General features: G+C 29.4%; 27 protein-coding genes and 2 riboswitches. Of the genes, 2 read left to right on the forward strand and 25 right to left on the reverse strand.

The window, feature by feature from the left end; genetic code table 11:
* Positions 1-15: 15 nt before the first annotated feature.
* From T514_RS0119405 to T514_RS0119525, 25 genes are all read right to left on the reverse strand, one after another.
* A complete protein-coding gene (locus tag T514_RS0119405; protein WP_027626265.1) occupies positions 16-1,527 on the reverse strand; it encodes a sugar ABC transporter ATP-binding protein in 1,512 nt (503 codons plus the stop codon).
* A gap of 99 nt (positions 1,528-1,626) precedes the next feature.
* Entirely contained in the window at positions 1,627-2,691 is a 1,065-nt protein-coding gene (locus T514_RS0119410; RefSeq protein ID WP_027626266.1) for a galactose ABC transporter substrate-binding protein, read from the reverse strand.
* Positions 2,692-3,061: 370 nt separating this feature from the next.
* On the reverse strand, positions 3,062-3,691 hold the full coding sequence (locus T514_RS0119415) for a DUF2441 domain-containing protein (protein WP_027626267.1): 630 nt from the start codon (positions 3,689-3,691) through the stop codon (positions 3,062-3,064).
* Positions 3,692-3,816: 125 nt separating this feature from the next.
* Entirely contained in the window at positions 3,817-5,217 is a 1,401-nt protein-coding gene (locus T514_RS0119420) for an APC family permease (protein WP_027626268.1), read from the reverse strand.
* 272 nt (positions 5,218-5,489) lie between these two features.
* Positions 5,490-6,113 carry a bifunctional phosphoribosyl-AMP cyclohydrolase/phosphoribosyl-ATP diphosphatase HisIE gene (gene hisIE, locus T514_RS0119425; protein ID WP_034869720.1) on the reverse strand — a complete coding sequence of 208 codons (624 nt, stop codon included), beginning with the start codon at positions 6,111-6,113 and terminating at the stop codon, positions 5,490-5,492.
* Between the two features lie 10 nt (positions 6,114-6,123).
* Positions 6,124-6,882 carry an imidazole glycerol phosphate synthase subunit HisF gene (gene hisF / locus T514_RS0119430; RefSeq protein WP_027626270.1) on the reverse strand — a complete coding sequence of 253 codons (759 nt, stop codon included), beginning with the start codon at positions 6,880-6,882 and terminating at the stop codon, positions 6,124-6,126.
* Positions 6,864-7,583: a 1-(5-phosphoribosyl)-5-[(5-phosphoribosylamino)methylideneamino]imidazole-4-carboxamide isomerase gene (gene hisA, locus T514_RS0119435; protein ID WP_027626271.1), complete on the reverse strand. Its 720-nt coding sequence runs from the start codon at positions 7,581-7,583 to the stop codon at positions 6,864-6,866. Before hisA ends, hisF begins: the two co-directional genes overlap by 19 nt.
* The gene (gene hisH, locus T514_RS0119440; protein WP_027626272.1) at positions 7,580-8,182 is read right to left on the reverse strand and encodes an imidazole glycerol phosphate synthase subunit HisH; all 603 of its coding nucleotides are present in this window, start codon (positions 8,180-8,182) and stop codon (positions 7,580-7,582) included. Before hisH ends, hisA begins: the two co-directional genes overlap by 4 nt.
* A complete protein-coding gene (hisB, locus tag T514_RS0119445) occupies positions 8,183-8,761 on the reverse strand; it encodes an imidazoleglycerol-phosphate dehydratase HisB (protein WP_027626273.1) in 579 nt (192 codons plus the stop codon). It abuts the gene before it with no gap.
* On the reverse strand, positions 8,748-9,800 hold the full coding sequence (gene hisC, locus T514_RS0119450) for a histidinol-phosphate transaminase (protein ID WP_027626274.1): 1,053 nt from the start codon (positions 9,798-9,800) through the stop codon (positions 8,748-8,750). The genes hisB and hisC overlap by 14 nt, the downstream gene beginning before the upstream one ends.
* A gap of 3 nt (positions 9,801-9,803) precedes the next feature.
* A complete protein-coding gene (gene hisD / locus T514_RS0119455) occupies positions 9,804-11,090 on the reverse strand; it encodes a histidinol dehydrogenase (protein ID WP_027626275.1) in 1,287 nt (428 codons plus the stop codon).
* A 2-nt stretch (positions 11,091-11,092) separates the two neighbouring features.
* Positions 11,093-11,719 (reverse strand): ATP phosphoribosyltransferase, encoded by a 627-nt coding sequence (hisG, locus tag T514_RS0119460; RefSeq protein ID WP_027626276.1) that lies wholly within the window; start codon positions 11,717-11,719, stop codon positions 11,093-11,095.
* Complete coding sequence (locus tag T514_RS0119465) at positions 11,716-12,681, reverse strand: ATP phosphoribosyltransferase regulatory subunit (protein WP_027626277.1); 966 nt, start codon at positions 12,679-12,681, stop codon at positions 11,716-11,718. The genes hisG and T514_RS0119465 overlap by 4 nt, the downstream gene beginning before the upstream one ends.
* A 458-nt stretch (positions 12,682-13,139) precedes the next feature.
* Positions 13,140-14,093, reverse strand: a complete 954-nt coding sequence (locus T514_RS0119470; protein ID WP_084284759.1) for an ABC transporter substrate-binding protein — start codon at positions 14,091-14,093, stop codon at positions 13,140-13,142.
* 15 nt (positions 14,094-14,108) lie between these two features.
* Positions 14,109-14,864: an ABC transporter ATP-binding protein gene (locus T514_RS0119475; protein WP_027626279.1), complete on the reverse strand. Its 756-nt coding sequence runs from the start codon at positions 14,862-14,864 to the stop codon at positions 14,109-14,111.
* Positions 14,827-15,720, reverse strand: coding sequence for an ABC transporter permease (locus tag T514_RS0119480; protein WP_027626280.1), 894 nt, complete (start codon positions 15,718-15,720; stop codon positions 14,827-14,829). The genes T514_RS0119475 and T514_RS0119480 overlap by 38 nt, the downstream gene beginning before the upstream one ends.
* A gap of 406 nt (positions 15,721-16,126) precedes the next feature.
* Positions 16,127-16,888: a 4-hydroxy-tetrahydrodipicolinate reductase gene (gene dapB / locus T514_RS0119485; protein WP_027626281.1), complete on the reverse strand. Its 762-nt coding sequence runs from the start codon at positions 16,886-16,888 to the stop codon at positions 16,127-16,129.
* A gap of 5 nt (positions 16,889-16,893) precedes the next feature.
* On the reverse strand, positions 16,894-17,781 hold the full coding sequence (gene dapA / locus T514_RS0119490) for a 4-hydroxy-tetrahydrodipicolinate synthase (protein ID WP_027626282.1): 888 nt from the start codon (positions 17,779-17,781) through the stop codon (positions 16,894-16,896).
* Between the two features lie 27 nt (positions 17,782-17,808).
* Entirely contained in the window at positions 17,809-18,798 is a 990-nt protein-coding gene (locus T514_RS0119495) for an aspartate-semialdehyde dehydrogenase (RefSeq protein ID WP_027626283.1), read from the reverse strand.
* Between the two features lie 135 nt (positions 18,799-18,933).
* Positions 18,934-20,157 (reverse strand): aspartate kinase, encoded by a 1,224-nt coding sequence (locus T514_RS0119500; RefSeq protein ID WP_027626284.1) that lies wholly within the window; start codon positions 20,155-20,157, stop codon positions 18,934-18,936.
* Positions 20,158-20,263: 106 nt separating this feature from the next.
* Positions 20,264-20,417, reverse strand: a riboswitch (Lysine riboswitch).
* A 101-nt stretch (positions 20,418-20,518) separates the two neighbouring features.
* Positions 20,519-20,672: riboswitch (Lysine riboswitch) on the reverse strand.
* Between the two features lie 99 nt (positions 20,673-20,771).
* Positions 20,772-21,452 (reverse strand): GntR family transcriptional regulator, encoded by a 681-nt coding sequence (locus tag T514_RS0119505; RefSeq protein ID WP_027626285.1) that lies wholly within the window; start codon positions 21,450-21,452, stop codon positions 20,772-20,774.
* A 29-nt stretch (positions 21,453-21,481) separates the two neighbouring features.
* On the reverse strand, positions 21,482-22,330 hold the full coding sequence (locus T514_RS0119510; RefSeq protein WP_027626286.1) for a YitT family protein: 849 nt from the start codon (positions 22,328-22,330) through the stop codon (positions 21,482-21,484).
* A gap of 195 nt (positions 22,331-22,525) precedes the next feature.
* Positions 22,526-23,017, reverse strand: a complete 492-nt coding sequence (gene infC, locus T514_RS0119515; protein WP_034869726.1) for a translation initiation factor IF-3 — start codon at positions 23,015-23,017, stop codon at positions 22,526-22,528.
* Positions 23,018-23,116: 99 nt separating this feature from the next.
* The gene (locus tag T514_RS0119520; RefSeq protein WP_027626288.1) at positions 23,117-24,649 is read right to left on the reverse strand and encodes a M56 family metallopeptidase; all 1,533 of its coding nucleotides are present in this window, start codon (positions 24,647-24,649) and stop codon (positions 23,117-23,119) included.
* A 13-nt stretch (positions 24,650-24,662) separates the two neighbouring features.
* Positions 24,663-25,037: a BlaI/MecI/CopY family transcriptional regulator gene (locus T514_RS0119525; protein WP_027626289.1), complete on the reverse strand. Its 375-nt coding sequence runs from the start codon at positions 25,035-25,037 to the stop codon at positions 24,663-24,665.
* A gap of 145 nt (positions 25,038-25,182) precedes the next feature.
* On the opposite strand from T514_RS0119525, the gene T514_RS0119530 reads away from it, so the two are divergent.
* On the forward strand, positions 25,183-25,590 hold the full coding sequence (locus T514_RS0119530) for a hypothetical protein (RefSeq protein ID WP_027626290.1): 408 nt from the start codon (positions 25,183-25,185) through the stop codon (positions 25,588-25,590).
* Between the two features lie 233 nt (positions 25,591-25,823).
* Positions 25,824-26,073, forward strand: a 250-nt coding sequence (locus tag T514_RS0119535) for a transposase (protein WP_027626041.1), incomplete at its 3' end; no start/stop codon positions are given.

Below are 26,073 nucleotides of genomic sequence, written 5' to 3' on the forward strand. Positions count from 1 at the left end.
TCCTTGTTTATCTGATTATGCAAACTTAGTTGCATAACTCATGATAAGTTCCTGATTTGCATCCTTGCCATTCAATATTCCGGTAAGGTTTCCATTACACATCACCATAATTCTATCAGACATACCTATAAGCTCTGGCATTTCTGAAGAAATCATAATAATACTTTTGCCACGTTTTGCAAGATCGGCAATTATTGTATAAATTTCATATTTTGCCCCTACATCAATTCCACGAGTAGGTTCGTCAAGAATCAAAATATCTGGCTCAGTAAGTAACCATCTTGAAAATATTACTTTTTGTTGATTTCCACCAGAAAGATCTCGTATTAAGGTTTTAGCTGAAGGTGTCTTTATACGAATAGCATTTATACTTTTTTCTACATCACTAGCGCCCTTCTTTTTATCAATAACAAATTTAAATTTAATATAACGATCTAGGCTAGCAATTAATGTATTATCTTCTATAGAAAGTACAGGCAAAATCCCTGTAACACGCCTTTCCTCTGTAAGAAGAGCAATTCCATGATTTTTTGCGTCTATAGGATTTTTTATTTTAGCTTCTTTGTCATTAATTATTATTTTACCTTTGCATATGTTTCTAAGTCCAAAAATAGCTTCAACTAATTCTGTACGTTGTGCTCCTACTAGTCCTCCAACTCCTAATATTTCTCCACGTCTCAATTCAAAAGTTACATTTTTAAATGATTTAGGATTAATTGATGTAAAATCCTCTACCCTCATAATTACATCACCAGGTAAATTTTCACGTTGTGGAAATCTATTAGTTAAATTTCTACCAACCATTTTTGAAATAATCATATCTGTGGTTAGATCTTTTGAATGCCATGTACCAATATATTTCCCATCCCTCATAATAGTTACCTCATCAGAAATTTCCAAAATTTCTTCCATTTTATGCGATATATATATAATAGCTACTCCTTGCTCTCTTAGCTTACGTATTATCTTAAACAAGTGGGCTACTTCATTTTCTGTAAGTGAAGATGTAGGTTCATCCATAACAATTACTTTGGATCTATATGAAACAGCCTTAGCAATTTCAACTCCCTGCATTTTTGAAACTGACAATTTCGCCATTAGGGTATCTGGCTTAATATCCATCTGAAGTTCTTCCATTAGGGCTTTGGTGTCATTATACATCTTTTTATGATCTACTACTTTTATACTCACTACATTTTTTTCTGGATATCTACCTAACCATACATTTTCCATAACACTTCTATAAGGAACTGGCTGCAATTCCTGATGTATCATAGAAATTCCATGTTCTAATGCCTCTTTTGAGCTTTTAAATTGAACCTTTTTACCTTCCAGAATTATTTCCCCTGCGTCAGGAATATATATGCCAAAAAGGCATTTCATAAGTGTAGACTTACCTGCACCATTTTCCCCCATTAACGCATGTACCGTTCCTGGTTGAATCTTAAGAGTTATATCATCTAGTGCTTTTACACCGGGGAAGCTTTTGGAAATATTATGCATCTCCAAAATATTTTCCTGTGACATAGTTTACACCTCTTTCAAGAGCATTGTAGTATATTTCAATGTTTATACAAAACTAATTTAACTTCAGGGAGTGCAAAACACTCCCTGAAGTTTCTATAATTATTTAATTTTGTCCATAGTTTCCTTTGTAACAGGTTGATATGGTACCCATAAGTATTTTCCATCTGTTATTCCCTTTATAGTTTTAGCTGTATCTTCACCTTTTGCAAGTGAATAAGCTGTATCTAAAATAGCATTACCTTGGTTCTTAGCATCATTTAAAACTGTTCCAAGCATTTGTCCAGCTTTAAGTGAATCAAGAGCTGGTGCAGTAGCATCAACACCTACTACAGGAAGGAATTTACCATCTTTAAAATATCCAGCAGCCTTTAAAGCTTCAATAGCACCTAATGCCATATCATCATTATTTGCAAATACAACTTCTATTTTATTATTAAAAGATGATAACCAAGCAGCCATCTTTTCTTGTCCTTGTGCTCTCTGCCAGTTTGCTGTATCGCTAGCTAACTTTTCCACCTTTATTCCAGCATCCTCTAAAGCTTTTATTGAATGTTTTGTACGAAGTATAGCATCCTGGTGTCCTGGTTCTCCTTCTAACATTACATATTGAATCTTTCCATCTTTATTCTTATCAGCTTCTGGATGTTTCTTCCAATAATCAGCTATAATTTGTCCCTGCATTGTACCTGATTCTTCAGCTTTTGCTCCAACGTAAAACATCTTATCCCATTTAGCCATATCTTCCTTTACTGGCTCACGATTAAAGAATACCACAGGTATATTAGCTTTTTTAGCTTTGTCAATAATAACAGATGCAGCAGTACGGTCAACCATATTCACTGCAATAACATCATATTTTTGGGTAATAAATGTATCAACTTGGTCATTTTGTGTAGCCTGCTGTCCTTGTCCATCAACAGCATTAATAGTAATCTTGTCTCCTGATTCTTTTCCTTTTTCTTCTGCTCTCTTTTCAAGAGCCTGACGAACTGTAGAAATAAAAGTATCATCGAATTTATAAAGTGCTACACCTACCTTTATTTCTTTTTTTGAGGCAGCTTTGTCTGTACTATTTGCATCAGTTGGACTAGCTGATTTTCCACAACCCACCATCATACTTGCAGTAATAGCTGCTGTTGCAATTAGAGTAATAATTTTTTTCATATTGGTCCCCCCTGTAATAAAAATTATTTAAACTTATTTGAACATTGACTACACTCACCTACTGTATACCTTTACTTAATATGTTATTTTTTAAAGTGATGAGTAAATCAATGAACTAATCCATTTAACCATAAACTGTTAATTCCGTGGAATTGTACAATTTTAAGAACTTTATTACATACTTTACTTATTTTTATAGCAAACCTTTTCTAAAAGTATATAACAATATATTTTGATATATTGTTATATTATTATTTATTCTCATAACAATATAATTCTACGTTAATTTTTATTTTCCTGCATATTTATGAAATTTTTTTAAGTTTTGAGCAATATTGCTTTATGAAAATACTTATATATTTTTTTCTTCTTATATTGTATAAAAGTCACTTAAATTATAGTATTCTTGTAATACCTTTATTACTCCTTCAAATAATAATTCTTCCTTTTTGGGATTTAATCCATCAGAACCTGTCCAGTAATTAAAAGCATTAGCTCTTATTTCATCATGTGATAGAGTATCACATATAAGATACTTCTCATCAGCTTTATGCATAATTCCTGTAAGTTCTAACTTAAAAATCTTTTTAGTACCATTCAAAGCAGACCACCAATAAGGTAATGAATCTTTGGTACAAACCCATAAACAGGTTTTACGTGATGGTAAACTAGGAAAATAATTCCCCCTAACTTCTTCAAAAATCGTTTCTCTAGTAAATATACATTGTTCTTTGATAATAATTAAAGCTTGTTGAATTATTTCTCTATAATTTTGTATTTGAAAACTTTCAGGTTGTTTTAAAAAATTTCTTAATGCTTTTCTTCCATATAAATATCCCATTCCATTTGTTAAGTTAGTAGTGAACCCATGATTATTATAAAACTTATTAAAATTATTTAACTCTTTTTGACCCCAATAAATAACTGAATTAGCTTTCCACTCTCCTTGCCATTGATCTATTCTATGAATATGATAATATATTTCATTTTTAACATTCATTAAAATTTTCCTCCAATGTCCATAAACTTCATTTCATAAATAGATTATTAATATTTAATAAAAAAAAGAACTAATATATAAAAAAAACCAATGAATTATTCCATAATAATTCATTGGTTTTCTATCTATCCTACTTCATCTAAAGTATGTTTCATATTATTTAACGTACTATTTTTATATCCATAAATAAAATAAATAATCAATCCTAATACAAGCCATATTCCAAATCTTACCCAAGTCATTATTGGTAAGCTTGCCATTAAGTAAACACAGAAAACTATTGTTAATGCTGGTGTATATGGCACTCCAGGGCATTTAAATTTTCTTTCCACATCAGGCATTGTCTTTCTTAGTACAATTACTCCAATAGATACAAGAGCAAATGCAAATAAGGTTCCTATATTACATAATTCCATTATTACATTTAAAGGTAAAAAACCTGCAATTATTGCTGTGATAATTCCTGTTATTATAGTGCATAAACCAGGTGTACTATATTTTTTATTTACATTAGCAAATCTTTTTGGAAGTAAGCCATCTCTAGCCATAACCATAAATACTCTTACTTGTCCATAAAGTGTTACAAGTAATGTGGAAATCATACCAAGAACTGCTCCCACGCCTACAAGTGCAGAACCCCAAGTTATTCCAATGTATGAAAGTGCTCCTGGAAGAGCATCTTGTACATTTATTAACTTAAAAGGTATAATTCCTATTAATACTAAAGAAACTCCTATATACATTATTATAACTGCCGCAAGACATATAGTTAATCCAATTGGCACATTTTTTTTAGGATCTTCAGTCTCTTCTGTTGCAGTGGATACAGTATCAAAGCCTATAAATGCAAAGAAAATAATAGATGCTCCTGCCATAATTCCCTTTGTTCCAAAAGGTGCAAAAGGATGATAATTTGTCATATTTATATGTGTTGCACCCAAAACAATAAATACTATTATAACAAAAATCTTTATTCCAACTATTATATTATTTACTTTAGCACTTTCGGATACTCCAATATATAATATCCAAGTTATAAAAAGGGTTATTAGCACCGCTGGCAAATCAACTATACCACCAGATACAGGCGCCTTTATTAACACCTCTGGAATATTAATCCCATAATTTTTAAGTATACCTACTAAAGTTCCTGACCATCCTGAAGCAACTGCTGATGCTGATACAAGATATTCAAGTATTAAATCCCAACCTATAATCCATGCAATAATTTCTCCAAAAGCTACATAGGAATATGAATAAGTGCTTCCAGATACCGGAAACATAGAAGAAAGTTCTGAATATGTTAAAGCACATAAAGCGCTAGTTATTGCCGCAATAATAAAAGAAATTGTAACAGCTGGTCCCGCTAATTGAGACCCTTGACCCGTGGCGACAAAAATACCCGTTCCAACTACGGAACCTATACCAATTGCCGCTAAATCAAAGGCATTTAGTTTCTTTTTAAGCTTGCTATTTGATGCAGCTTCTCTAAAGTCCTCAACTGTTTTTTTTCTAAATATGTTCACAGATCACTCCTCCAATACTTGTATAATATAAAATCACTTGATAAGTATAATTTGTATTTAATAATTATACAAAGATTATCTAGGTCAATCTGCTAAATATTTTCTACAATTATCGGGATATTTCTTTAAATTTTAGCTATTTTCATTAAATACTAGTATTTTTTAAAACTATACAAGTTTATTTTAATCTTTCTCCATATTCATCACTTTTCGACTGATTTCCAACATATATTGCCTGTTTTATAAGTATAATATTAAACTTAATATTATACTCACTTTCTTCTATTTTTTAACTCATTTTCTATATCTTTAATAGTAACTTCTTCATTAATCATAAGAACTAAAAGATGATATACCAAATCACTTATTTCATAAATCAATTCATTTTTATCTTTATTTTTAGCTCCTATTATTACTTCACTTGTTTCTTCTCCAACCTTTTTTAATATTTTATCCAATCCCTTTTGGAATAAATAATTTGTATATGATCCTTCTTTGGGATTGTTTTTTCTATCCTGTATAGTTGAATATAATAGATGTAATATATCTTCTTTTTCACTGTTCTCCTTAATTATCTCATTAAAAAAACAGGAATAATTTCCGGTGTGGCAAGCTACTCCTATCTGCTCTACTAAAATAAGAATAGTATCCTTATCACAATCATAATAAAATCCTTTTATCTTTTGTATATTTCCTGAAGTTTCCCCTTTCTTCCATAACTTCTTTCTACTTCTGCTATAATAATGAGCTATTTTCTCTTCTAAAGTCTTTTTAATAGCTTCTTTATTCATATAAGCAAGCATTAATACTTTATTAGTATTTATATCCTGTACTACAGCAGGTACTAATCCCATGTTATCAAACTTTATTTCTTCTAGTATTTTTTCAACTTCCATAATAAGCCTCCTATATTCTCACCTGAATATTTTTATCTTTTAAATACATTTTTAAATCAGTGATATTTATTTGTCCAAAATGAAATACAGAAGCTGCCAGCACTCCATCCACCTTTGCATAGTCTATTGCCTTATAAAAATCCTCCATTTTTCCTGCACCACCAGATGCAATTACAGGCACATTTACAGAGTTGGTTATTTTTTTTAAAAGCTCAATGTCATAGCCATTTTTCATCCCATCTTCATCTATACTATTTATTACTATTTCACCAGCTCCAAGTTCAACCCCTTTTATTGCCCATTTTACTGCATCTAAATCAGTTTTTTCCCTTCCACCTTTTACATAAACGCTCCAAGAACCTTCATTATTTTTTTTAGCATCTATAGATAATACTATACACTGAGTACCAAATGTTAAAGAAGCTTGCCTTATTAATTCTGGATTCTTTATAGCAGCAGAATTTATAGAAATCTTATCTGCTCCCTTTCTTAAAATATTTGTAATATCCTTAATTGAAGAAATTCCTCCACCTACGCAAAATGGTATATTAATATTTTGAGCTACCTTTTCAACAAATTCTAAAGAGATCTTCCTTTCCTCATTAGAAGCAGTTATATCATAAAATACAAGCTCATCTGCTCCCACATTACTATAATACTTGCCTAGCATTTCTGGGCTATCTACATCTACTATATTTTCAAACTTTTGTCCTTTTACCACCCTACCATTTCTCACATCCAAACAGGGGATTATTCTTTTTGCAAGCATTTTTCCACCTCCTTATACTCTAATAAATTATCATAAAAAGCCTTTCCTATTATTCCTCCATATATATTCATTTCTTTAAGTCTTAATATATCTTTAATTCTTGTTATTCCTCCTGACGCAATAATATTTAACTTTGTTTTTTCTGATAATATTTTATAAATATCAAAATTAGGTCCTTTTAGCATACCATCCTTAGAAATATCCGTATAAACTATTGTTTTTACCCCAATATCTTCAAGTTCTTTACACAAATCTATAGAAGAAATCTTACTTATTACCTCCCAGCCCCTTGTTGCTACCTTTCCTTCTTTAGCATCTATAGAAACTATTATTTTTTCATTATATTTAGAAATTAATTCTTTCAAAAGCCTCTTATTTTCAACAGCTATGGTTCCCACAATTACTCTCTCTACTCCCATAGATATAAGACTTTCTGCTTTTTCTACACTTCTTATACCTCCTCCTACTTGAACAGGTATTCCTATATTTTTCACTATTTTTTCTATAGATTCTTTATTAATAAACTCTTCACTTCTAGCTCCATCCAAATCTACTAAATGTAAAAATGAAGCTCCTTCTTCTTTCCACTTCAGTGCTATTTTAAATGGTTCATCAGAATATACTTTTAATTTATTAAAATCTCCTTGAGAAAGTCTTACACATTTATTACTCTTTATATCAATAGCAGGAAAAATTATCATTTTATCATCTCCCCATAAGCTTTTAGTATGTTAAGTCCCACTTGAGAACTCTTTTCCGGATGAAATTGTATACCATAAATATTGTCCTTTCTTACAATAGCAGGAATGTTAATACCATAATCTGCATAAGCTACTAATTCCTTATTTGTAGATTTTGCATAATAAGAATGTACAAAGTATACATATTCATCTTCATTTATATATTTTAATATTGGATCATCCTTATAAAATTTTATATTGTTCCAACCCATGTGGGGAATTTTTAAATCCACATCTATTTTTTCTACAGTTCCCCCTATTAAACCTAATCCTTCATACTCCCCATTCTCATAACTTTTATCATAAAGCAGCTGCATTCCTAAACATATCCCAATTATAAACTTTCCTTTTTGCACCTGTTCTTTTATTATTGGTATTAAGTTCATATTATTTAATGAATCTATAGCATCTCTAAATGCTCCTACTCCTGGCAAAATAATTGAATTACAGTTTTTAATTTCATCTATATCTTTTGAAACCTTAGTTTCTATTCCTACCTTTTTAAAAGCTCTCTTTACAGAATCTATATTTCCAAGTCCATAATCTATTATTATGTTCAATTACAAAACCCCCTTTGATGATGATATATTATCTGAAATAACCTGCACTGCTTCCTTTAAAGTCCTAGAAAAAGATTTGAATACAGATTCTATTTTGTGGTGATCATTTTCACCATACAAAACATTAATATGGAGAGTTATTCTAGCCTCATTTACAAAGGCTCTAAAAAATTCCTTAAAATTTTGTGTATCCATGCTTCCTATGGTCTCTCTTTCAAAATTTACATTAAAAAACAAATAAGGACGATTACTTATATCTAAAGCTGCAAGACTTAAAGCTTCATCCATAGGTATATAAACACTAGAATATCTCTTTATGCCTATTCTTTCCCCTAAACATTTATTAAAAGCCTGACCTAGTGCTATTCCTATATCCTCCATAGTATGGTGGTCATCCACATATAAATCTCCACTGCAATTTACTATTAAATCGAAAGAACCATGAAAAGCCATTAAAGTAAGCATATGATCCATAAACCCAATCCCTGTATTAATTTCACTTTTGCCACTACCATCTAAATTCATTTCAACATATACATTAGTTTCAAGGGTTTTTCTTTCAACCTTAGCTTTTCGCATTTTCTTTTATCTCCTTTAAACATTTAATAAATTCTCTATTTTCATATTCACTTCCCACAGTAACCCTAAAGTACCCTTTTAAATCCTCTGAAAAATCTCTTATGAGTATTCCATATTCTGCAAGCCTATACTTTAAATTAATAATTTCACACTTAAAAAATACAAAATTCCCATAAGATTTAAAAACCTCTATTCCTATTTCTTTCAGCTTGCTATATAAAGATTCTCTCTCTTTTTTTACCTCTTCCACATAACACATGATTTTATCTTTATTTTTAAGTGCTGTTATACCCACATATTGAGTAAGAGCATTTAGATTGTATGGAGATCTTACTTTATTTATTATGTTAATTATTTTTTCATTAGATACCATATATCCAAGTCTCACAGCTGCAAGTCCTAGTGCTTTTGATAAAGTTCTTAAAACTATTAAATTTTTATAGTTTCCTATTTCATTTACCATAGAATCTCCTGCAAATTCTATGTAGGCTTCATCTACTACTACTATTGAATCTGTATTTTCTAATAGCGTTTTTATATGATCTTTATCTATCAAATATCCTGTTGGATTATTAGGATTACATAAAATAATAACTTTAGGATTAACTTCCTTAGCCTTGTTTATTAAAAGTTCTATATTCACAGAAAAATCCTTATTGCTTTTAAGTCCAATAAATTTAGTTGAATATATTTTGCTAAATATTGAATACATACTAAAAGTAGGAGTAAAACTTAAAATAACTTCATCCTTATCTACAAAAGTTTTTATTATGAGCTCTATCATTTCACTAGAACCATTACCAGCTATTATGTTTGCTGAATTTACATTTATATATTTGCCTATTTCCTCCCTTAATAGAGTAGTTTCATTATCAGGATAAAAATTTATATTAAAATCTTCCCCAAATTTAATTCCTTCTTTGTATATATCCTTAAATAAAATGTTTTTTCCCTCATTAGCATCTAGCTTTATTTTATAGTCCAAATTATTAGGAACATATTCTTTTAAATTTCTTATACTTTCTTTTACTAATTCCATAAATTACTCCCCCTGAAATCTAACTTTTATTGAATTAGCGTGAGCTGTTAATCCCTCATCTTCTGCAATTCTAATAATTGAGTCTTTAGATTTTCTAAGTGCTTCTTTGCTATAATAAACTAATGAAGTTTTCTTTATAAAATCATCTATTGAAAGAGGTGAAGAAAATCTAGCAGTAGAACTAGTAGGTAAAGTGTGATTTGTCCCTGCAAAATAATCTCCCACTGGTTCTGGTGAATATTCTCCTAGAAATATAGCTCCTGCATTTTTTATTCTTCTATATATCTCAAAAGGATTTTTTGTTAGTATTTCTAAGTGTTCAGGTGCTATTTCGTTAGCTATATCTATAGATTCACTTAGACAATTAGTTATAATAATTGCTCCATAATTTTGTAAAGATTTTTTTATTATGTCCTTTCTCTGAAGATTATTTACTTGTATTTCTAGCTCCTTTATTACATTTCTAGCAAGAATTTGTGAACTTGTAACCAAGATAGGGGCTGCCATTTCATCATGTTCTGCTTGAGAAATTAAATCCGCAGCTACATATTTTGCATTAGTATATCTATCTCCAATTATTAAAATCTCACTAGGGCCTGCTATCATATCTATTCCTACAAAGCCTGAAACCTTTCTTTTTGCCATAGTTACATAAATATTACCAGGACCTACTATTTTATCCACCTTTGGTATTGTTTCTGTTCCAAAGGTTAATGCACCTATACCTTGTGCTCCTCCAACCTTATATATTTTATCTACCCCAGCTATGGATGCCGCTACAAGTATTGACTCTTTAATATTTCCTTGTTTATTGGGTGGAGTTATCATAATAATTTCTTTAACTCCAGCTATCTTTGCAGGTACTGCATTCATTAAAACTGTAGATGGATAAGCTGCACTTCCACCTGGAACATATATTCCTACTTTTTCTATAGGATTTACTATTTGTCCTAAAACAATATCTTCTCCTTCATAAAAAGTATAAGAATTTCTTATTTGCTTATTGTGGTACTTTTCTATATTTAGCTTTGCCTTTACTAAATCTTCCTTTAAGTTTTTATCTATGTTATTAAATGCATTATCTATTTCTTCATCGGATACTAAAAAATCTTCTATGGAGACTTTATCAAATTTTAATGTATACTCTCTTATAGCTTCATCTTTTCTTCTCTTAACTTCTGTTAAAATTTCATTAACAGCCTTATTCACTTCATAAAACTCAAATTGGCTTCTTTCTAAAAGCTTTTTTAAAAATTCTCTATCCTTTTCAAATTGGATTATATTAATCATAGTTATCCCTCCATACTATTTAATAATTTACTAATGTTTTGTATTCTATTAAATTTAAATCTATAGCTTACTCTATTGCATATAAGCTTAGCGCTTATATTGAGTATATCTTCAATTACTTCTAGGCCATTAGCCTTTAATGTATTTCCTGTTTCCACTAAGTCCACTATTACATCGGAAAGACCTACTAAAGGTGCTAATTCTACAGAACCATTGAGTTTTATTATTTCAATTTTTTGCCCTCTTTCATAAAAGTACTTTTGAGAAACTTTTGGGTACTTAGTTCCTACCCTTAATATTTCATCCTTTTTATATACACTTTCACCTTTTATCCCTGCTATAGAAAACTTACATTTTCCAAAACCTAAATCCAATATCTCATATACATCATTATCACTTTCTAAAATCACATCTTTTCCAACTACTCCTAGGTCTGCTACCCCCTTTTCCACATAGGTTAGTACATCTGTAGGCTTAACATATATAAAATTTATTTTATTTTCTTCATCTTTAAAAATAAGTTTTCTGGAATCTAGATCTATAGATTCTCCTAGCCCTACTTTTTTTAATACTTTATATGCTTCCTCTCCAAGTCTTCCCTTTGAAAGGGCTATAGTAATATAATTCACCTTTTATCACCTTCCTTATAATAATTTTTCATTAAACTATCTAAATTTACAGAAAAACCTATAGCTGAAACTTTTCTACCAAATTCCTTTGTTAAGGAGTCATATCTTCCTCCACTTATAATCTCTCTATAACACTTTGGGTAATATCCTTTAAAAATTAATCCATCATAATAATCTAATTCTGTAACCATGGATAAATCAAAATGTGCATATTTCATATATCCATTCTCTTGTATAAAACGGTTTAAATTTACAAGTTCTTCTATTGCTTTTTTCATTTCTTCGTTCATATAAAAATTTTTAGCCTTGGATATAATCTCTGTTAAATTCCCTTGAAAATCCAAAATGTTAGATATAAGCTCCTGCACTTCATTTGATAAATTTAAAGTTTGGATGAAATTAATTAATTCAAACTTGTTTTTTCTATAAATTAAGCTTTTCAATTGATTTTGAATGTTTTCATTTAAATTCAATTTATTTAAAATTCCATCTACATATTTACTACTTCCAATATCTAAAATAAAATTATCATTAAACTTTCTTAAAACTTTTAAAGCTAATGCTACTGCCTCTATATCTCCTTTAAATGAGTCTTCTCCCAAGTATTCAATTCCCATCTGCATAATTTCTTTAATATTTGCTTCATCTTTATTTTTGTAAATTGTAGAAGTATAAAACAATTTAAGTTTTAAATCCTCTTCCCATCTTGGAATTAGATTTTTAATTATATTTAAAGTTATATCAGGTCTTAATACAAAAATCTTAGAACTACTGCTTAATACCTTTACTGTAGACTCATTTTTTATTTTTTTATTAATTCCTGCGAGTTTATCTAAGCTTTCAAAAGTAGAAGGCTGAATTTGAATAAATCCCTCTTTCAAAAACATATCCTCTAACATCTTTATCATTTTATATCTTTTAGCAGAATAGTTTATTTCATCTTTAATTTTTAAAAACTCCATAATATTCACCTACTTTTTATATTTTAAAAATGGAAAAAGCCATATAGGTATACCTATATGGCTTTCTCAATATATAAAACCATCATAGATACAATCCCTGAAACTTAGACAGCTAAATCAGGGATTGCATCTATGAACTGTTATTAGTTCAAGTTACAAACCCTTTTATCTATGATGATGAAATCTAACATTAACATTTAATCTTACTAATACAATATTGGACATACTAAATTCTCCTTCCAAAAATGAATTATGTACTTAATTGCTTTTACTTTAATAATTTACTATGATAAACTATTAAAGTGTTATATGCATTATACTACTTTAAAATTATTTTTTCAATAGTTTTTTCAATTTTTATTATTGCAATATTATCTAAAAAAAGAGGCTTTAACTTAAGCCTCTTTTCTTTCATAAAATACATATTTATTTAAAACTAACTTACCTAAGTCTAATAATTATTTGATATATTTAACATTGTCCATTGCTGGTTTTTCAATATTCAATTTCTTTAAGCTATCTTCATTTATATACACATCAGTTGCATCGGATATTTTTATTGGCATTTTAGAAATATCTTCTCCTTTTAATACTGCAACTGCCATCTTACCTGTTTCATAACCTAATTTATAATAATTAATTCCTACAGTAGCTAGTGCCCCTCCTTCTACACTTCCTTTTTCTGCTGCAATTATAGGTACTTTTGCCTCTAATGTATTCTTAGCTATTATAGGCATTGATGATACTACTAATTGATCTGTTGGCACATATAATACATCTATTTTCTTTACCAAACTAACTATAGCACTATTTACTTCATTTGTACTTGTTACTCCTGTAGAAATAATTTCATAATCCTTAGCAACCTTTTTTAGCTCATTTAATTGAACTTCTGAATTTACTTCACTTGTATTATATATAAACCCTATTTTCTTTGCCTTTGGTACAAGCTTCTTTATTAAATCTAACTGCTTTTCAACTGGCAAATAATCTGAAGTTCCTGACACATTAGTTTCAGGCTTTTCTATAGATTTAACTAGTCCAGCCTTTACTGGATCAGTAACAGAGCTAATCATTATTGGTATTTCCTTTGTTGCATTAAATGCCCCTTGAGCTGCAGGAGTACCTATAGCAAAAATCAAATCTTTCTTTTCTGAAGTAAATTTCTTAGCTATAGTTTGAGATACAGCTATATCTCCTTGAGCATTTTGATAATCTATTTTTATATTTTCTCCATCCTTATATCCATTTTCCTCCAGCGCCTTTATAAATCCTTCTCTATTTTGGTCTAGAGCAACATATTCTACAATTTGGCTTACACCTATATTTACCACTTTCTTTTTATCTGCTACTTTTCCACATCCAGTTAATACACCAGCTAATATTAATATTCCAACAATTACTTTTTTCATAATTATTCCTCTCCTTTACACTGCATATTCAAATTTTTTTAATATGTCTTCCACAGTTAATTTTTTCTTTTCTTCTTCATCTAAATCTAAGATGACTTCACCCTTATGTAACATAATAATTCTGTTACCATACTGTATTGCATCCCTCAAATTGTGAGTTACCATCAATGTAGTAATGTTTTTTTCTTTAACAATTTTTTGGGTAAGTTTCATTACTTCACTAGATGTTTTAGGATCTAATGCTGCTGTATGCTCATCTAGCAACAACACCTTAGGATTAGATACACTAGCCATTATTAATGATAATGCTTGCCTTTGTCCTCCTGAAAGATATTTAGCCTCTACATCTAAAAGCTTTTTTAAATCTAAGGATATACCATCTAATAATTCTTCTAGGTACTCTGTTTTATGTCTAAGACAATATTTAAGATTAATTAACCTTCCTTTGTTTAATGCTAAAGATAAATTTTCTCTTACTGTCATAGAAGGACATGTACCCAAAGCTGGATTCTGAAAAACCCTACTTATAATTTTAGTTCTTTTATGTTCAGGCATTTGAGTTATATCCTTGCCTTGAAGTAACATACTTCCAGATGTTTCTTCAACTACTCCTGAAATTATATTTAATAATGTTGACTTACCTGTACCATTGCTACCAATTATGCTTACAAAATCACCTTTATTAATATTTAAATTAAGGTTTGAAAACAATACATTTTCACCTAGATAAGAATTATGAAAGCTTTTTGATAAGTTTTGAATTTTTAGCATTTACAATCCACCTCCCATGTTTTCTTTTTTCATTATTTTTAACTCCGCTGACAGCTAAGAATACAATAATTACCAAGGATGTTATCATCTTTAAGTCAACTGGGGTAAGTCCTATATTCATAGCAAAATATATGGTAATTTGATAAATTAATGTACCTATTATTACAAGAGTTGTATCCTTAATAAATTTTTTCTTTTTAATTATAGATGTTCCAATGATTATTGAAGCTATCCCTAAAACTAATGTACCAATACCCATAGAAATATCTGAGAATCCCTGATACTGTGCCATCATACTTCCTGAAAGTGCTATAAGTCCATTAGAAAGCATAAGTCCTAAAATCTTAATTCTTCCTACTTCTATTCCTAAGGATTTAATCATCTGTGGATTATCTCCCACGCCCTTTAATGTATATCCAAGTCCTGTTTTTAAAAATAAATCAATGAAAATTTTAATTATTATAACAAAAGCAAATGTAATTATTAAAGGATTAAAATTATAGAATATATTTTTTTCACTAAATATAGGTATATTAGCCTTTCCCATTATTCTTAAATTTAATGAATATAAAATTCCCATTACTAAAATTCCAGAAAGCAAATTTGATATTTTAAGCTTTACATGGAGTATGCCTGTTAATAGCCCCGCTATTACTCCAGCTAATAATGCTAACATACTGGCTGAAATAGGTGATACTCCTTTCTTTAGCATAATAGCTACTATTGCTGCCCCCAAAGCAAAACTTCCATCTGCTGACATATCAGGGAAATCTAATATCTTATAACTTATATATACCCCTAACACCATAATTGATAAAATTAAACTTTGTACTACTACACCTGTTACTACTTCCATGAAAATTCTCCTCTCCTTATTTTGGGTATAAAAAAAGCCACATGGTACTCCATGTGGCTTTTAAAAATACATAAAAGAAAAACGTAAAAGCCACATAGATCATCTATGTGGCTTTCTATAAAATAATTAACGAAAAACTTATACTTTATAGCCAACATAGATACAAACCTTCAAATGCAAAGAATTGCTGGGTTTGTACCTATGTTAAATTACTAGATACAAACCCTATCTAAATTGGCTATTAAAGACAACTTGTACTGTTATATGTAATAAGTTTTTCATAATTAATTCCTCCTAAAATTTATTGTTCTTAGTTTATCATCTTCATTTATTAAAGTCAAGTAATTTTTTTCATTTTCACTAAATATTTTTCCATTAGCTAATAAATAAGAAAAGAGGCTATGGTTTAAGCCTCTTTAATTATATCATTCATATTATATAGTCCATTATCTTTATTAACAATATATTTTGCTGCCTTTATAGCTCCTTGTGCAAATATATTTTTTGATAAAGCAGTATGTTTAACTTCCACTATTTCATCCATTCCTGCAAATATAACTGTATGCTCTCCTGGGATAGTTCCCCCACGCACTGCATGTATACCTATGTCATTTTTAGCTCTTTTAGCATCTTTGCCTTCCCTACCATAAACAAATTTCATTGAATTATTAAGTTCCTCATTTATAGCATTTGCAATCATATACGCAGTACCACTAGGTGCGTCAACTTTTTTATTATGGTGCTTTTCTATAATTTCAATATCAAAGCTTTCACTTAAAATTGCTGCTGCCTTCTTAACTAAACTCACCAATACATTTACACCTAAAGATGTGTTATAGGAATGGAATATTGGAATACTTTTTGAAGCTTCATCTAAACTCACTAAATTTTCAGGAGTTAATCCAGTGGTTGCTATTACTAACGGTGTAGTTTTATTAACTCCATATTGTAATACTTCTTCAAAACAACCAGGATTAGAAAAATCAATAACCACATCTGCTTTCCCTTCATAACTACATATATGCTCATATACTGGATAATTATTTTTATGTGCGTCTATATTCTTGTCTATGCCTGCAACTATTTCTATGTCTTCCATTTCATCAATTATTTTAGTTAATACCTGCCCCATAGCACCGTTGCATCCATTTATTATTGCTTTAATCATCCTCATTACTCCTTTATAGAAATTCCATATTCTTTCATCATATTTACTAAAACTTTTAAATTTCCCTCTTCCATATCAGTTAAAGGCAATCTAAGTTCACCAGCACCCATGTCCATAAGGTTCATTGCTGTTTTTACAGGAATAGGATTTGTTTCTATAAATAATGCATTAATTAATCCATTCATTTTAAGCTGTAGCTTTCTTGATTTTTCTATATTGCCATTTAAATATTCCATTACCATCTGGTGGGTATCACTAGGTAATATATTTGCTACAACCGATATTACACCCTTACCTCCAAGAGATAATATTGGAACTGTCATATCATCATTACCGCTGTATATATAAAAATCATCACCACATAAACTAGCAATCTGAGCAACTAAACTTATGTCTCCACTAGCCTCTTTGATTCCTACTATATTTGGGATTTTTGATAATTCATAAACGGTTTTAGAAAGTAAGCTCATTCCAGTTCTGCCTGGTACATTGTAAAGAATAATTGGTGAATTTACACTGTTAGCTATAGCTTTATAATGCTCTATTACTCCCTTTTGTGTTGTTTTATTATAATAAGGAGTTACTATAAGTAAACCATCCACTCCTACTTCTTCAGCGAATTTACTTAGTTCTATAGAGTAGGCAGTATTATTACTGCCTGTTCCTGCTATTACTGGAATCCTTTTATTAGTTCTCTTTACTGCAAATTCTATTACATTTTTTCTTTCTTCATGTGACATTGTAGCTGATTCACCAGTAGTACCACATATTATTATGGAATCTGTGCCCTTTTCTATTTGCCAATCTATTATTTCACCTAATCTTTGGTAATCAACTTCATTATTTTTAAATGGAGTTATCAAAGCTACTCCTGATCCTTCAAACATTCTCACATCCCCGCCTCTTTTCTTTACTTAATATTACTTTTCTATCATGCATTCTGCTATTTGTATTGCATTTAAAGCAGCACCTTTTCTTATATTATCAGCAACTACCCATAAGTTAAGTCCGTTATCCACACTAAAGTCTCTTCTTATTCTTCCTACATATACCTCATCATGTTCTGCTGTTTGAACAGGCATTGGATAAACTAAATTTTCTATATCATCTTTTAATATTATTCCATTGAAGTTTTCATATAAACTAAATACATCATGTATTTCAAAATTATTTTTCAACTCTACATTTATGCTTTCACTATGGCTATTATATACTGGAACTCTAACTGTAGTTGCAGTTATTTTTAAATTATTATCATGAAGTATTTTTCTTGTTTCATTAACCATTTTCATTTCTTCTTTTGTATATCCATTTTCTAAGAAGGAATCTATTTGAGGAATTAAGTTTCCTGCTATTGGATAAGGAAACTTTCTAGGTGGCATACCTTTATTTCCTTCTAAAAGATCGTTATAACCTTCCATTCCAGCTCCCGATACAGCTTGATATGTTGAATATATAATTCTTTCTATTCCATATTTATCATATAATGGTTTTAAAGCAACTACCGCCTGTATAGTAGAACAGTTTGGATTTGCAATTATTCCCTTATGTAATTTTATATCCTCTGGATTAACTTCTGGTACTACTAAAGGCACTTCAGGATCCATTCTCCAAGCACTGCTATTATCAATTACCACGGCTCCATATCTTGCAAATATAGGAGCATATTCTAAACTAACACTGCCTCCTGCTGAAAATAATGCAAAATCTACTTTTTTATCCTTTATGTTTTCTTCTTTTAATTCTTCCACAACATAATTTTTCCCTTTGAATTCCACTTCCTTACCTGCTGATTTTGCTGAAGCAAATAAATACAACTCATTTATTGGAAAGTCTCTTTCTTGTAATATTTCTATAAATTTTCTTCCTACCATTCCTGTACAACCTACTACCGCAACATTATAATTCATAATTAATTCCTCCCAAAATTTATTTTATAAACAGAGTTCTTGGCTTCATATGAAGTTTTTCTCCATATGAAGCTTAGAACTCGTTATCCAGAGACATAGCCGATCTTTACTCACACTTTGAAGAAAATGTGAGTATTAGAGCGGGTAGTCATCGGATAAATTTAATTCTTTAGCCAATACAGCTACTGCCTTTTCCTTATCTTTTGAATCTATTGTATAAGATATACTTATTTCAGAAGTAGTTACTTGATTAAATTCTATTTCATTATCTGAAAATATGCTAAATACTTTAGCTGCTACTCCTGATTGTTTCATCATACCAATACCAACAACAGATACTTTTGTTATATTGGAAACCTTTGATATTTCAATCCCTAGTATTTCTTCTTTTAATTCATTAGCTATTTCATCAATAGTACAAGTATCTTCATTAGACGTAGTAAAAGAAACATTTACATATCCATTTAAAGGCGCTGTTTGACTTATCATATCAATATTCACATGATGTTGTGCTAATCTTTCAAATATTTTAGATATATTTTTCCCTCCACATGCCACATTATTTATCGTAACCATTAATACATCATCACTAACCGTAAGACCTGTTATTACTTTTTCTTCCATAGTTTCATCATACTCCTTTATATAAGTTCCTAATTTTTCTTCATGACTTGAAGCTACATAAATAGGGATATTATACTTATATCCTAATTCAACAGCTCTAGTTTCCATAACTCCAGCTCCCAAACTTGCCATTTCCATCATTTCCTGATAACTTATGGTATCTAACTTTTTAGCATTGGAGTAAAGTCTAGGATCTATATTATAAATTCCCTCTACATCTGTATATATTTCACAGGTACAATTAAGTTTTGCAGCTAATGCAACTGCAGTAGTATCTGATCCTCCTCTTCCTAACGTTGTTATATCTCCATCTTCATTTATTCCTTGAAAACCAGCTACAACTACTATTCTTCCTTCATCTAAGTGTTTTTTCACATTTTCAATATCAATGTCAGCTATTCTATTTTTAGTATGAATACCTGAAGTTTTTATTCCTGCTTGAAATCCTGTTAGTGATATTGATTCATAACCAAATTCTTGAAAGGCCATGGCCAATAAAGAAATTGATATTTGTTCACCGGTAGACATAAGCATGTCCATCTCTCTTTTGCTTGGATTTTGTGAAATTTCCTTTGCCATAGATATTAAATTATCTGTAGTTTTACCCATAGCTGAAACTACAACTACTACATCATCACCTTTTTTCTTTCTTTCTATAACCTTTCTTGCAACATTTTTTATCTTATCGATAGTTCCTACTGAACTTCCTCCATATTTTTGCACTATAGTTGACAAATGAATAGCCTCCTCTTTTTTAAAAATTCACTTTATTTTTAATATTAAAAAAACAGTTATAAGCAAAAGGGACTTATAACTGTATACAATACAAGCCTTTTGCCCCAATATGATAAGCACTCCCTTAAAAGATTGGGCAATCTTCTAAAGACAGTACTATACTTATTTAGCATAGTCCCAACACATATTTTGTGTTTCGGCGGCAGATCCTTTCTTACATATTTGCAATACTAATTTCAACCGCGGCCTCTTTACCACATTGTTATAATAATTTATTAAATTTTCTATATAGTGGAAAAACAAAAACAGTCATAAGCAAAAGGACTTATGACTGTTATATACAACGACACCTTTTGCCCCAATATGATAAGCACTCCTTTAAAAGATCGGGCAATCTTTTAAAGACAGTACTATACTTATTCAGTATAAGTCCCAACACATATTATGTGCTTCGGCGATATACCCTTTCCTGTAAAATCACAGTACTAATGACAATCGCGGCCTCTATATCATATTGTTTATACGATTATTTAATTTTCATCACCTATATTATGGTTTACAGTTTATCAGATAATTCCCATTAAGTCAACTATTTTTTAAATAATATTTTAAAATCAAAAAATATCATCTAAAGACCTATATTTAATTTTATCAATTTGCAAATCATTCAATCCATTTTCTGTATGCAGCCTTATCAAAATTTCAAGTTGCTTAGCATCTTTATTTTCAATAGCCTTCACCATTTTTTTGTGTTCTTCAATAGTATCAAATTGCATACTGTTATTATAAAAACTATCATATAATATTAAATAAATGCTTATTTGATTAATTATTTTCTCCGTAAACTGAATTAAATATTTATTTCCACTCTTTATTGCCAAAAGCATATGAAAGTCTTTATTTATACCTAAATAATCAAATATATCTCTGTTTATTAACGCCTGAAATTCTTTTTCAGTAATACTATTTAGTTTTTCAATATCTTCCTTCTCAACTTTATCTAACCCAAATTTTATAGCAGTACACTCTAATTCTTCTCTCATTCTAAAAGCCTGAACAATCTCTTCTATTGATGGCTGTATAATAAACGCTCCTCTATTAGGTATTATAGTAACAAATCCCTCTAAGCTAAGATTTTTAATAGCGTTTCTTATAGGTGTTCTACTTATTTTCATTTTTTCAGAAATAGTGCTTTCAACAAGTTGAGTTCCTGGAGCTAATGTTCTATTTAAAATAGCGTTTTTTAATGTTTCATAAACTATCTGCTCCATGGACTTTTTGGTTTTACATTCCATTAATTACTCTCTCCTTTATTTCAAGTACACTATACAATGTTTAAAAAACCTTCTCCAAAAGTTTCATGCACATGATTTACTGTAATAAAAGCATTTTCATCTATACTTTTTATATATTTTTTTAGTTTAATAAATTCTTTTCTTCCCAAAATTGTTCTAATAACTTCCTTTTCTTCATTAGTAAAGGCACCCTTAGCAGAATAAATAGTAGCACCTCTTTCTAATTCATTGACAATATATTCTTTTATATCATCACTATTATTACTAACTATAACAACTTCTTTATTTAAAGTTAAGTTTTGTATTACTTTATCAATTACTATTCCATTTAAAAATACACCTAAAACTCCATACATTCCACTTTCTATTCCAAATACAAATCCCGAAGATACAGCAATAATTATATCACACATCAACACACCTTTACCAAGATTAATATTAAAATATTTATTTAATATTTTTGCAATAATATCAGTTCCTCCTGTACAAGCATTTTGCTGAAATACTATAGCCATACCTACTGCTGATATACAAGTAGCAAATATAAGTTGAGCTAAAATATCATGAGAAAATGGCTCCTTCATAGGATGATATTTCTGTAGTAAATATACCATTCCGGACAATGTGAAACTAGAATAAATAGTTTTTGCTCCAAATTCAGCTCCTATAAATATGAATCCAATAATAAATAAAATTATATCTGAACACATCATTAAAGCTCCAACAGGTATTTTAGGCAAAAAATGATTTACTACAATAGCCAAACCACTTATTCCTCCTGGTGCAAGACTATTAGGTGCTAATATAAGATATATTGAAAGAGCAACTAAAAAAAGCCCTAAGTTTATTAATATATATTCTTTAATCTTTTTCTTCATATATTCCCTCTCCTTTTCACCATTTTTGTTGGTCAATATTGTAGTACAATTTTGGCCTACAAGTATATTTTACCTGTTTTTATTCCATTTGTAAAGATATATAAACAAAGTGATGAACACTTTGTTTATGAAAAGTGAATAATAGAAAAAAAGGTAGACTATACCAAATCAATCTACCTCTCTTTATTACTTGAATTATTTCTTTTTAGGCCCTAAAATCATAATCATATTATTACCTTCTAATCTTGCTGGCTTTTCAACTACTGCCAAATCAGCCACTTTAGAAAGGAATAAATCAAAAACTTTATTTCCTACACTAGTGTAATTATTTTGTCTTCCCCTAAATCTTATAGAAACTTTAACCTTGTTCTCATTGGATAAAAATTTTCTAGCATTATTAGCTTTAACCTCTATATCATGCTCCTCTATGGTAGCACTCAATCTTACTTCTTTTACATCAACAACTTTTTGGTTCTTTTTATTTTCCTTTTGTTTCTTAGCTTTTTCATAGAGGAACTTATTATAATCCATAATCTTACACACAGGAGGATTTGCCCCAGGAGAAATCATTACTAAATCTAAATTTTTTTCTATTGCCATCTCCAAAGCATCCTTGGTATTTATTATTCTAGGTTCCTCCTCTCCTACTAGTCTAATTTCCTTTTCCCTAATTCCTTCGTTTATCATAATTTCGTTATTAATAATACATCGCCTCCAAAATTTTCATACTATACTCTTATATTAGTATACATTATTATTGGGCAAAATGCATTATATATATTCTCTTTAATACTTATTTTTTTCAGGTATTAATATTTTTTCTCCTTTATCCCACTTTACTCTTACTTCTCTTATCTTTATGTCATTTAAAATACTTTTATCTGACTTTAAACTATTTTCCAAAGCTGTAGCATCTCCTATTGCCTTTATAACAAAAGGATTACCTACTTTCTTATCATTTACCTTAATAAACATACCTGATACTTCCATTTTATTAACATCAGTGACCCTTTCATCATTTAATGAAATGGCCTTTGCTCCTGCACTATTAAGCTCATTAATAACGTTAGCAATATCAGTTATAAAAACAAGTGATTCATAAGGATTATCCTTTGTTATTTCTTCTTCTATATTGCTTTTATCTGAAAGTGTTACTATAACTCCCTTTCCTTCAATTTGTCCTTCTACTTTTTTATTATTTTTATTTTCATTTATATTAATCTGCTGTGATGCCTTTATATTTTCTATACCCTTTGCATTTGTTAAACCTAAAAAACCTATGCTTATAAAAAATACAACAGCTATAGCTTTACCCCAAAATGAACCTTTTTTAAATAATGAAATCATAGTGATCCTCCTTTTAATATGATGTTTATTAGACAGTATCCCTGTACTTCCTGGAACCAACCCAGGCTCAGATATAATATTCAATAAATGAATAATTGTATATCCATATTCTTTTCTTTCTTCTTCTTTTATAAATGATAGCACCATAGAATCGCAGGCTATTTCACAATCATTATGCATTTTATAAAAACCTAACCATACAATTGGATTAAACCAATGCAATATTTGTAATAACACGGTAACCCAATTTACTAATATGTCTTTTCTCTTAAAATGAACTAACTCATGTAAAAATATATGCTTTAATTCTTTATTACTTAATTCTTCTAATAAATTTTCAGGAAATAATAGTCTTGGCTTTACAATTCCAAATAATGAAGGTGTTGCAACTTTTGTAGTAAATATGATAGAAATATCTTTATCAATATTAATAACATCTTTACATTCATTAAAAATATTACAAATTGATCCATTTCTACATTCTGTTTCACCTTTTATATCCAATAAAAGTTTTACATTCTGAATAATTGTATATGTTCCTAATATTAAAGCTCCAGTAATCCATAAAAACATAATTTTAGATTTAATTTTTTCATATTGTATACTGGTACATTCATTTATATTTGAATATATATTCTTATTTTCATTTTGCTTAGATAATGATTTATTAGTTATTTCTACTTTATCTTTTTCTGCTCTATTATAACGAATACTTTCATTGATAAAATAATTGCTATGATAACTAACATTACTTACTGGAGCTTTTGTAACTACATTAAAAATACTCATAGAACTTTTAGGTGCATAAGGTATCATTAATCTGATTATAAGTAAAAACCAAATACAATAATGCCAATTAGCACCTAACCTATTCTTAAAAATTAATTTTGTAAAAAGAATTAAACATGTCAATACACTGGCCATTATTGATGACATGATTACCCACTGAAACAGACTAGTAATTCCTTCCATACCCTCCTCTCCTTTAATCCTTATTATTGTCAAGAATATTTTTCAGTTCTTCAATTTCATTTTGTGACAATTTATCATTTTTTAAAAAATTTACTAGCATTAAATTTAATGAACCATCAAAAACTCTTTTTAAAAAAGATTGGCTTTCTTCCATTGTAATTTCTTCTTGAGGTATAAGAGCATAACATATATATGGTGATGATCCTTCTTTTATACCTACTGCTTTTTTATTTACTAATCTATTGATAAGAGTATAGATAGTAGTAGAACTCCATTTAGTGGTAGACTTTAATATTTCCACTACTTCCTTTGATGTTATAGGTCCTTTTTCCCAAAGCACCTTCATAACTTGCCACTCTGCATCAGATATTTTTGGTAATTGACTCATATTTTCCACCTCCTTCTACAACTGTAGAATACAGCTTTATTCTACACCTGTAGAATAAAATTGTCAACAATTAGTAACGAATAATTGTTTTATCATAGTGGAATAATTATCTTTAAATCATTCTAATAAATAAAGGAGTGTTATAATGAAAATTGAAGCTTATTTTAGTGGAATAAAGAATGCTAATGAAGCAGTAGAAAAGTTAAAGTTTCAAGGCTTCAATAATGCCATAGTAGATTTAAATGATCATACTATAAATTACAATAACAATGAAGATACAGCAAAAGGCATTACTGCTAGCAGCTTATCATCTGTAGTTATGAACTCTGGAAATATTTCAGATGATATAACAAAAATGCCATTACTTGCTGCTAGTCCTATGGCAAGTGGTATGGGAAGTTTTGAGGAGATTACAGATATTAATTATAAAGTAATTTTGGATATAGACTCAAATGAATTGAATAAAGCAAAAGGAATTATTACTAATATGGGGGGAGATTTTAAAAATCCTAATTTAGATATAAACAATAGTGTAGAAAATATAGATATTTAGATATAAAAATTCACAATTAATAATGCTTTTATTTTGTTAATACTACATAAAAACTTAATTTTAAATTCTAATTCTCAACTAACATAGCTTAAACTAAATTTTTTAAATAAATAATAAAAAATGAATAGTGAAGAATAAGCTTAATATATGAGCCTGTGAAAAAAAGTCTGTAAATTACAAAATATAGCAGCTTTCTATGATAAAATATAAATATCATAGGAGGCTGTTTTGTTATGGGTAAAAGAAAAGAAAGATTAACAGAGGGAAAAAAGAATATTATTGCTGATTTAATTAGGGAGTATGACATTCAATCTGCTGAGGACATTCAAGACGCATTAAAAGACCTTCTTGGAGGTACTATTGAAAGCATGCTTGCAGCTGAGATGGATAACCATTTAGGGTATTCTCCATATGAGCGTACTGATGTAGAAAATGCACGCAATGGAAAGAAACAAAAAACTATTCGTAGTAAATATGGAGAAA

Origin of the sequence: Clostridium lundense DSM 17049 (genome assembly GCF_000619945.1) — a bacterium.
GTDB lineage: Bacteria > Bacillota > Clostridia > Clostridiales > Clostridiaceae > Clostridium_AO > Clostridium_AO lundense.

Bases quoted from the DNA above. Each gene is read 5' to 3' on its own strand.
- hisC (WP_027626274.1), bottom strand. From the start codon at position 9,800: ATGGAATTAGTAAAAGAAAGTATAAGAAATTTAAAAGAATATGTTCCT.
- T514_RS0119415 (WP_027626267.1), bottom strand. From the start codon at position 3,691: ATGAATGTTAAAAATGAAATATATTATCATATTCATAGAATAGATCAA.
- T514_RS0119475 (WP_027626279.1), bottom strand. From the start codon at position 14,864: ATGCTAAAAATTCAAAACTTATCAAAAAGCTTTCATAATTCTTATCTA.
- T514_RS0119520 (WP_027626288.1), bottom strand. From the start codon at position 24,649: ATGGAAGGAATTACTAGTCTGTTTCAGTGGGTAATCATGTCATCAATA.
- T514_RS0119525 (WP_027626289.1), bottom strand. From the start codon at position 25,037: ATGAGTCAATTACCAAAAATATCTGATGCAGAGTGGCAAGTTATGAAG.
- hisIE (WP_034869720.1), bottom strand. From the start codon at position 6,113: ATGGAAGTTGAAAAAATACTAGAAGAAATAAAGTTTGATAACATGGGA.
- T514_RS0119505 (WP_027626285.1), bottom strand. From the start codon at position 21,452: ATGGAATGTAAAACCAAAAAGTCCATGGAGCAGATAGTTTATGAAACA.
- T514_RS0119405 (WP_027626265.1), bottom strand. From the start codon at position 1,527: ATGTCACAGGAAAATATTTTGGAGATGCATAATATTTCCAAAAGCTTC.
- T514_RS0119510 (WP_027626286.1), bottom strand. From the start codon at position 22,330: ATGAAGAAAAAGATTAAAGAATATATATTAATAAACTTAGGGCTTTTT.
- hisB (WP_027626273.1), bottom strand. From the start codon at position 8,761: ATGCGAAAAGCTAAGGTTGAAAGAAAAACCCTTGAAACTAATGTATAT.
- dapB (WP_027626281.1), bottom strand. From the start codon at position 16,888: ATGATTAAAGCAATAATAAATGGATGCAACGGTGCTATGGGGCAGGTA.
- hisF (WP_027626270.1), bottom strand. From the start codon at position 6,882: ATGCTTGCAAAAAGAATAATCCCCTGTTTGGATGTGAGAAATGGTAGG.
- T514_RS0119480 (WP_027626280.1), bottom strand. From the start codon at position 15,720: ATGGAAGTAGTAACAGGTGTAGTAGTACAAAGTTTAATTTTATCAATT.
- T514_RS0119530 (WP_027626290.1), top strand. From the start codon at position 25,183: ATGAAAATTGAAGCTTATTTTAGTGGAATAAAGAATGCTAATGAAGCA.
- T514_RS0119465 (WP_027626277.1), bottom strand. From the start codon at position 12,681: ATGGAGTTTTTAAAAATTAAAGATGAAATAAACTATTCTGCTAAAAGA.
- T514_RS0119495 (WP_027626283.1), bottom strand. From the start codon at position 18,798: ATGAATTATAATGTTGCGGTAGTAGGTTGTACAGGAATGGTAGGAAGA.
- T514_RS0119410 (WP_027626266.1), bottom strand. From the start codon at position 2,691: ATGAAAAAAATTATTACTCTAATTGCAACAGCAGCTATTACTGCAAGT.
- hisA (WP_027626271.1), bottom strand. From the start codon at position 7,583: ATGATAATTTTTCCTGCTATTGATATAAAGAGTAATAAATGTGTAAGA.
- hisD (WP_027626275.1), bottom strand. From the start codon at position 11,090: ATGATTAATATAATCCAATTTGAAAAGGATAGAGAATTTTTAAAAAAG.
- infC (WP_034869726.1), bottom strand. From the start codon at position 23,017: ATGATAAACGAAGGAATTAGGGAAAAGGAAATTAGACTAGTAGGAGAG.
- T514_RS0119470 (WP_084284759.1), bottom strand. From the start codon at position 14,093: ATGAAAAAAGTAATTGTTGGAATATTAATATTAGCTGGTGTATTAACT.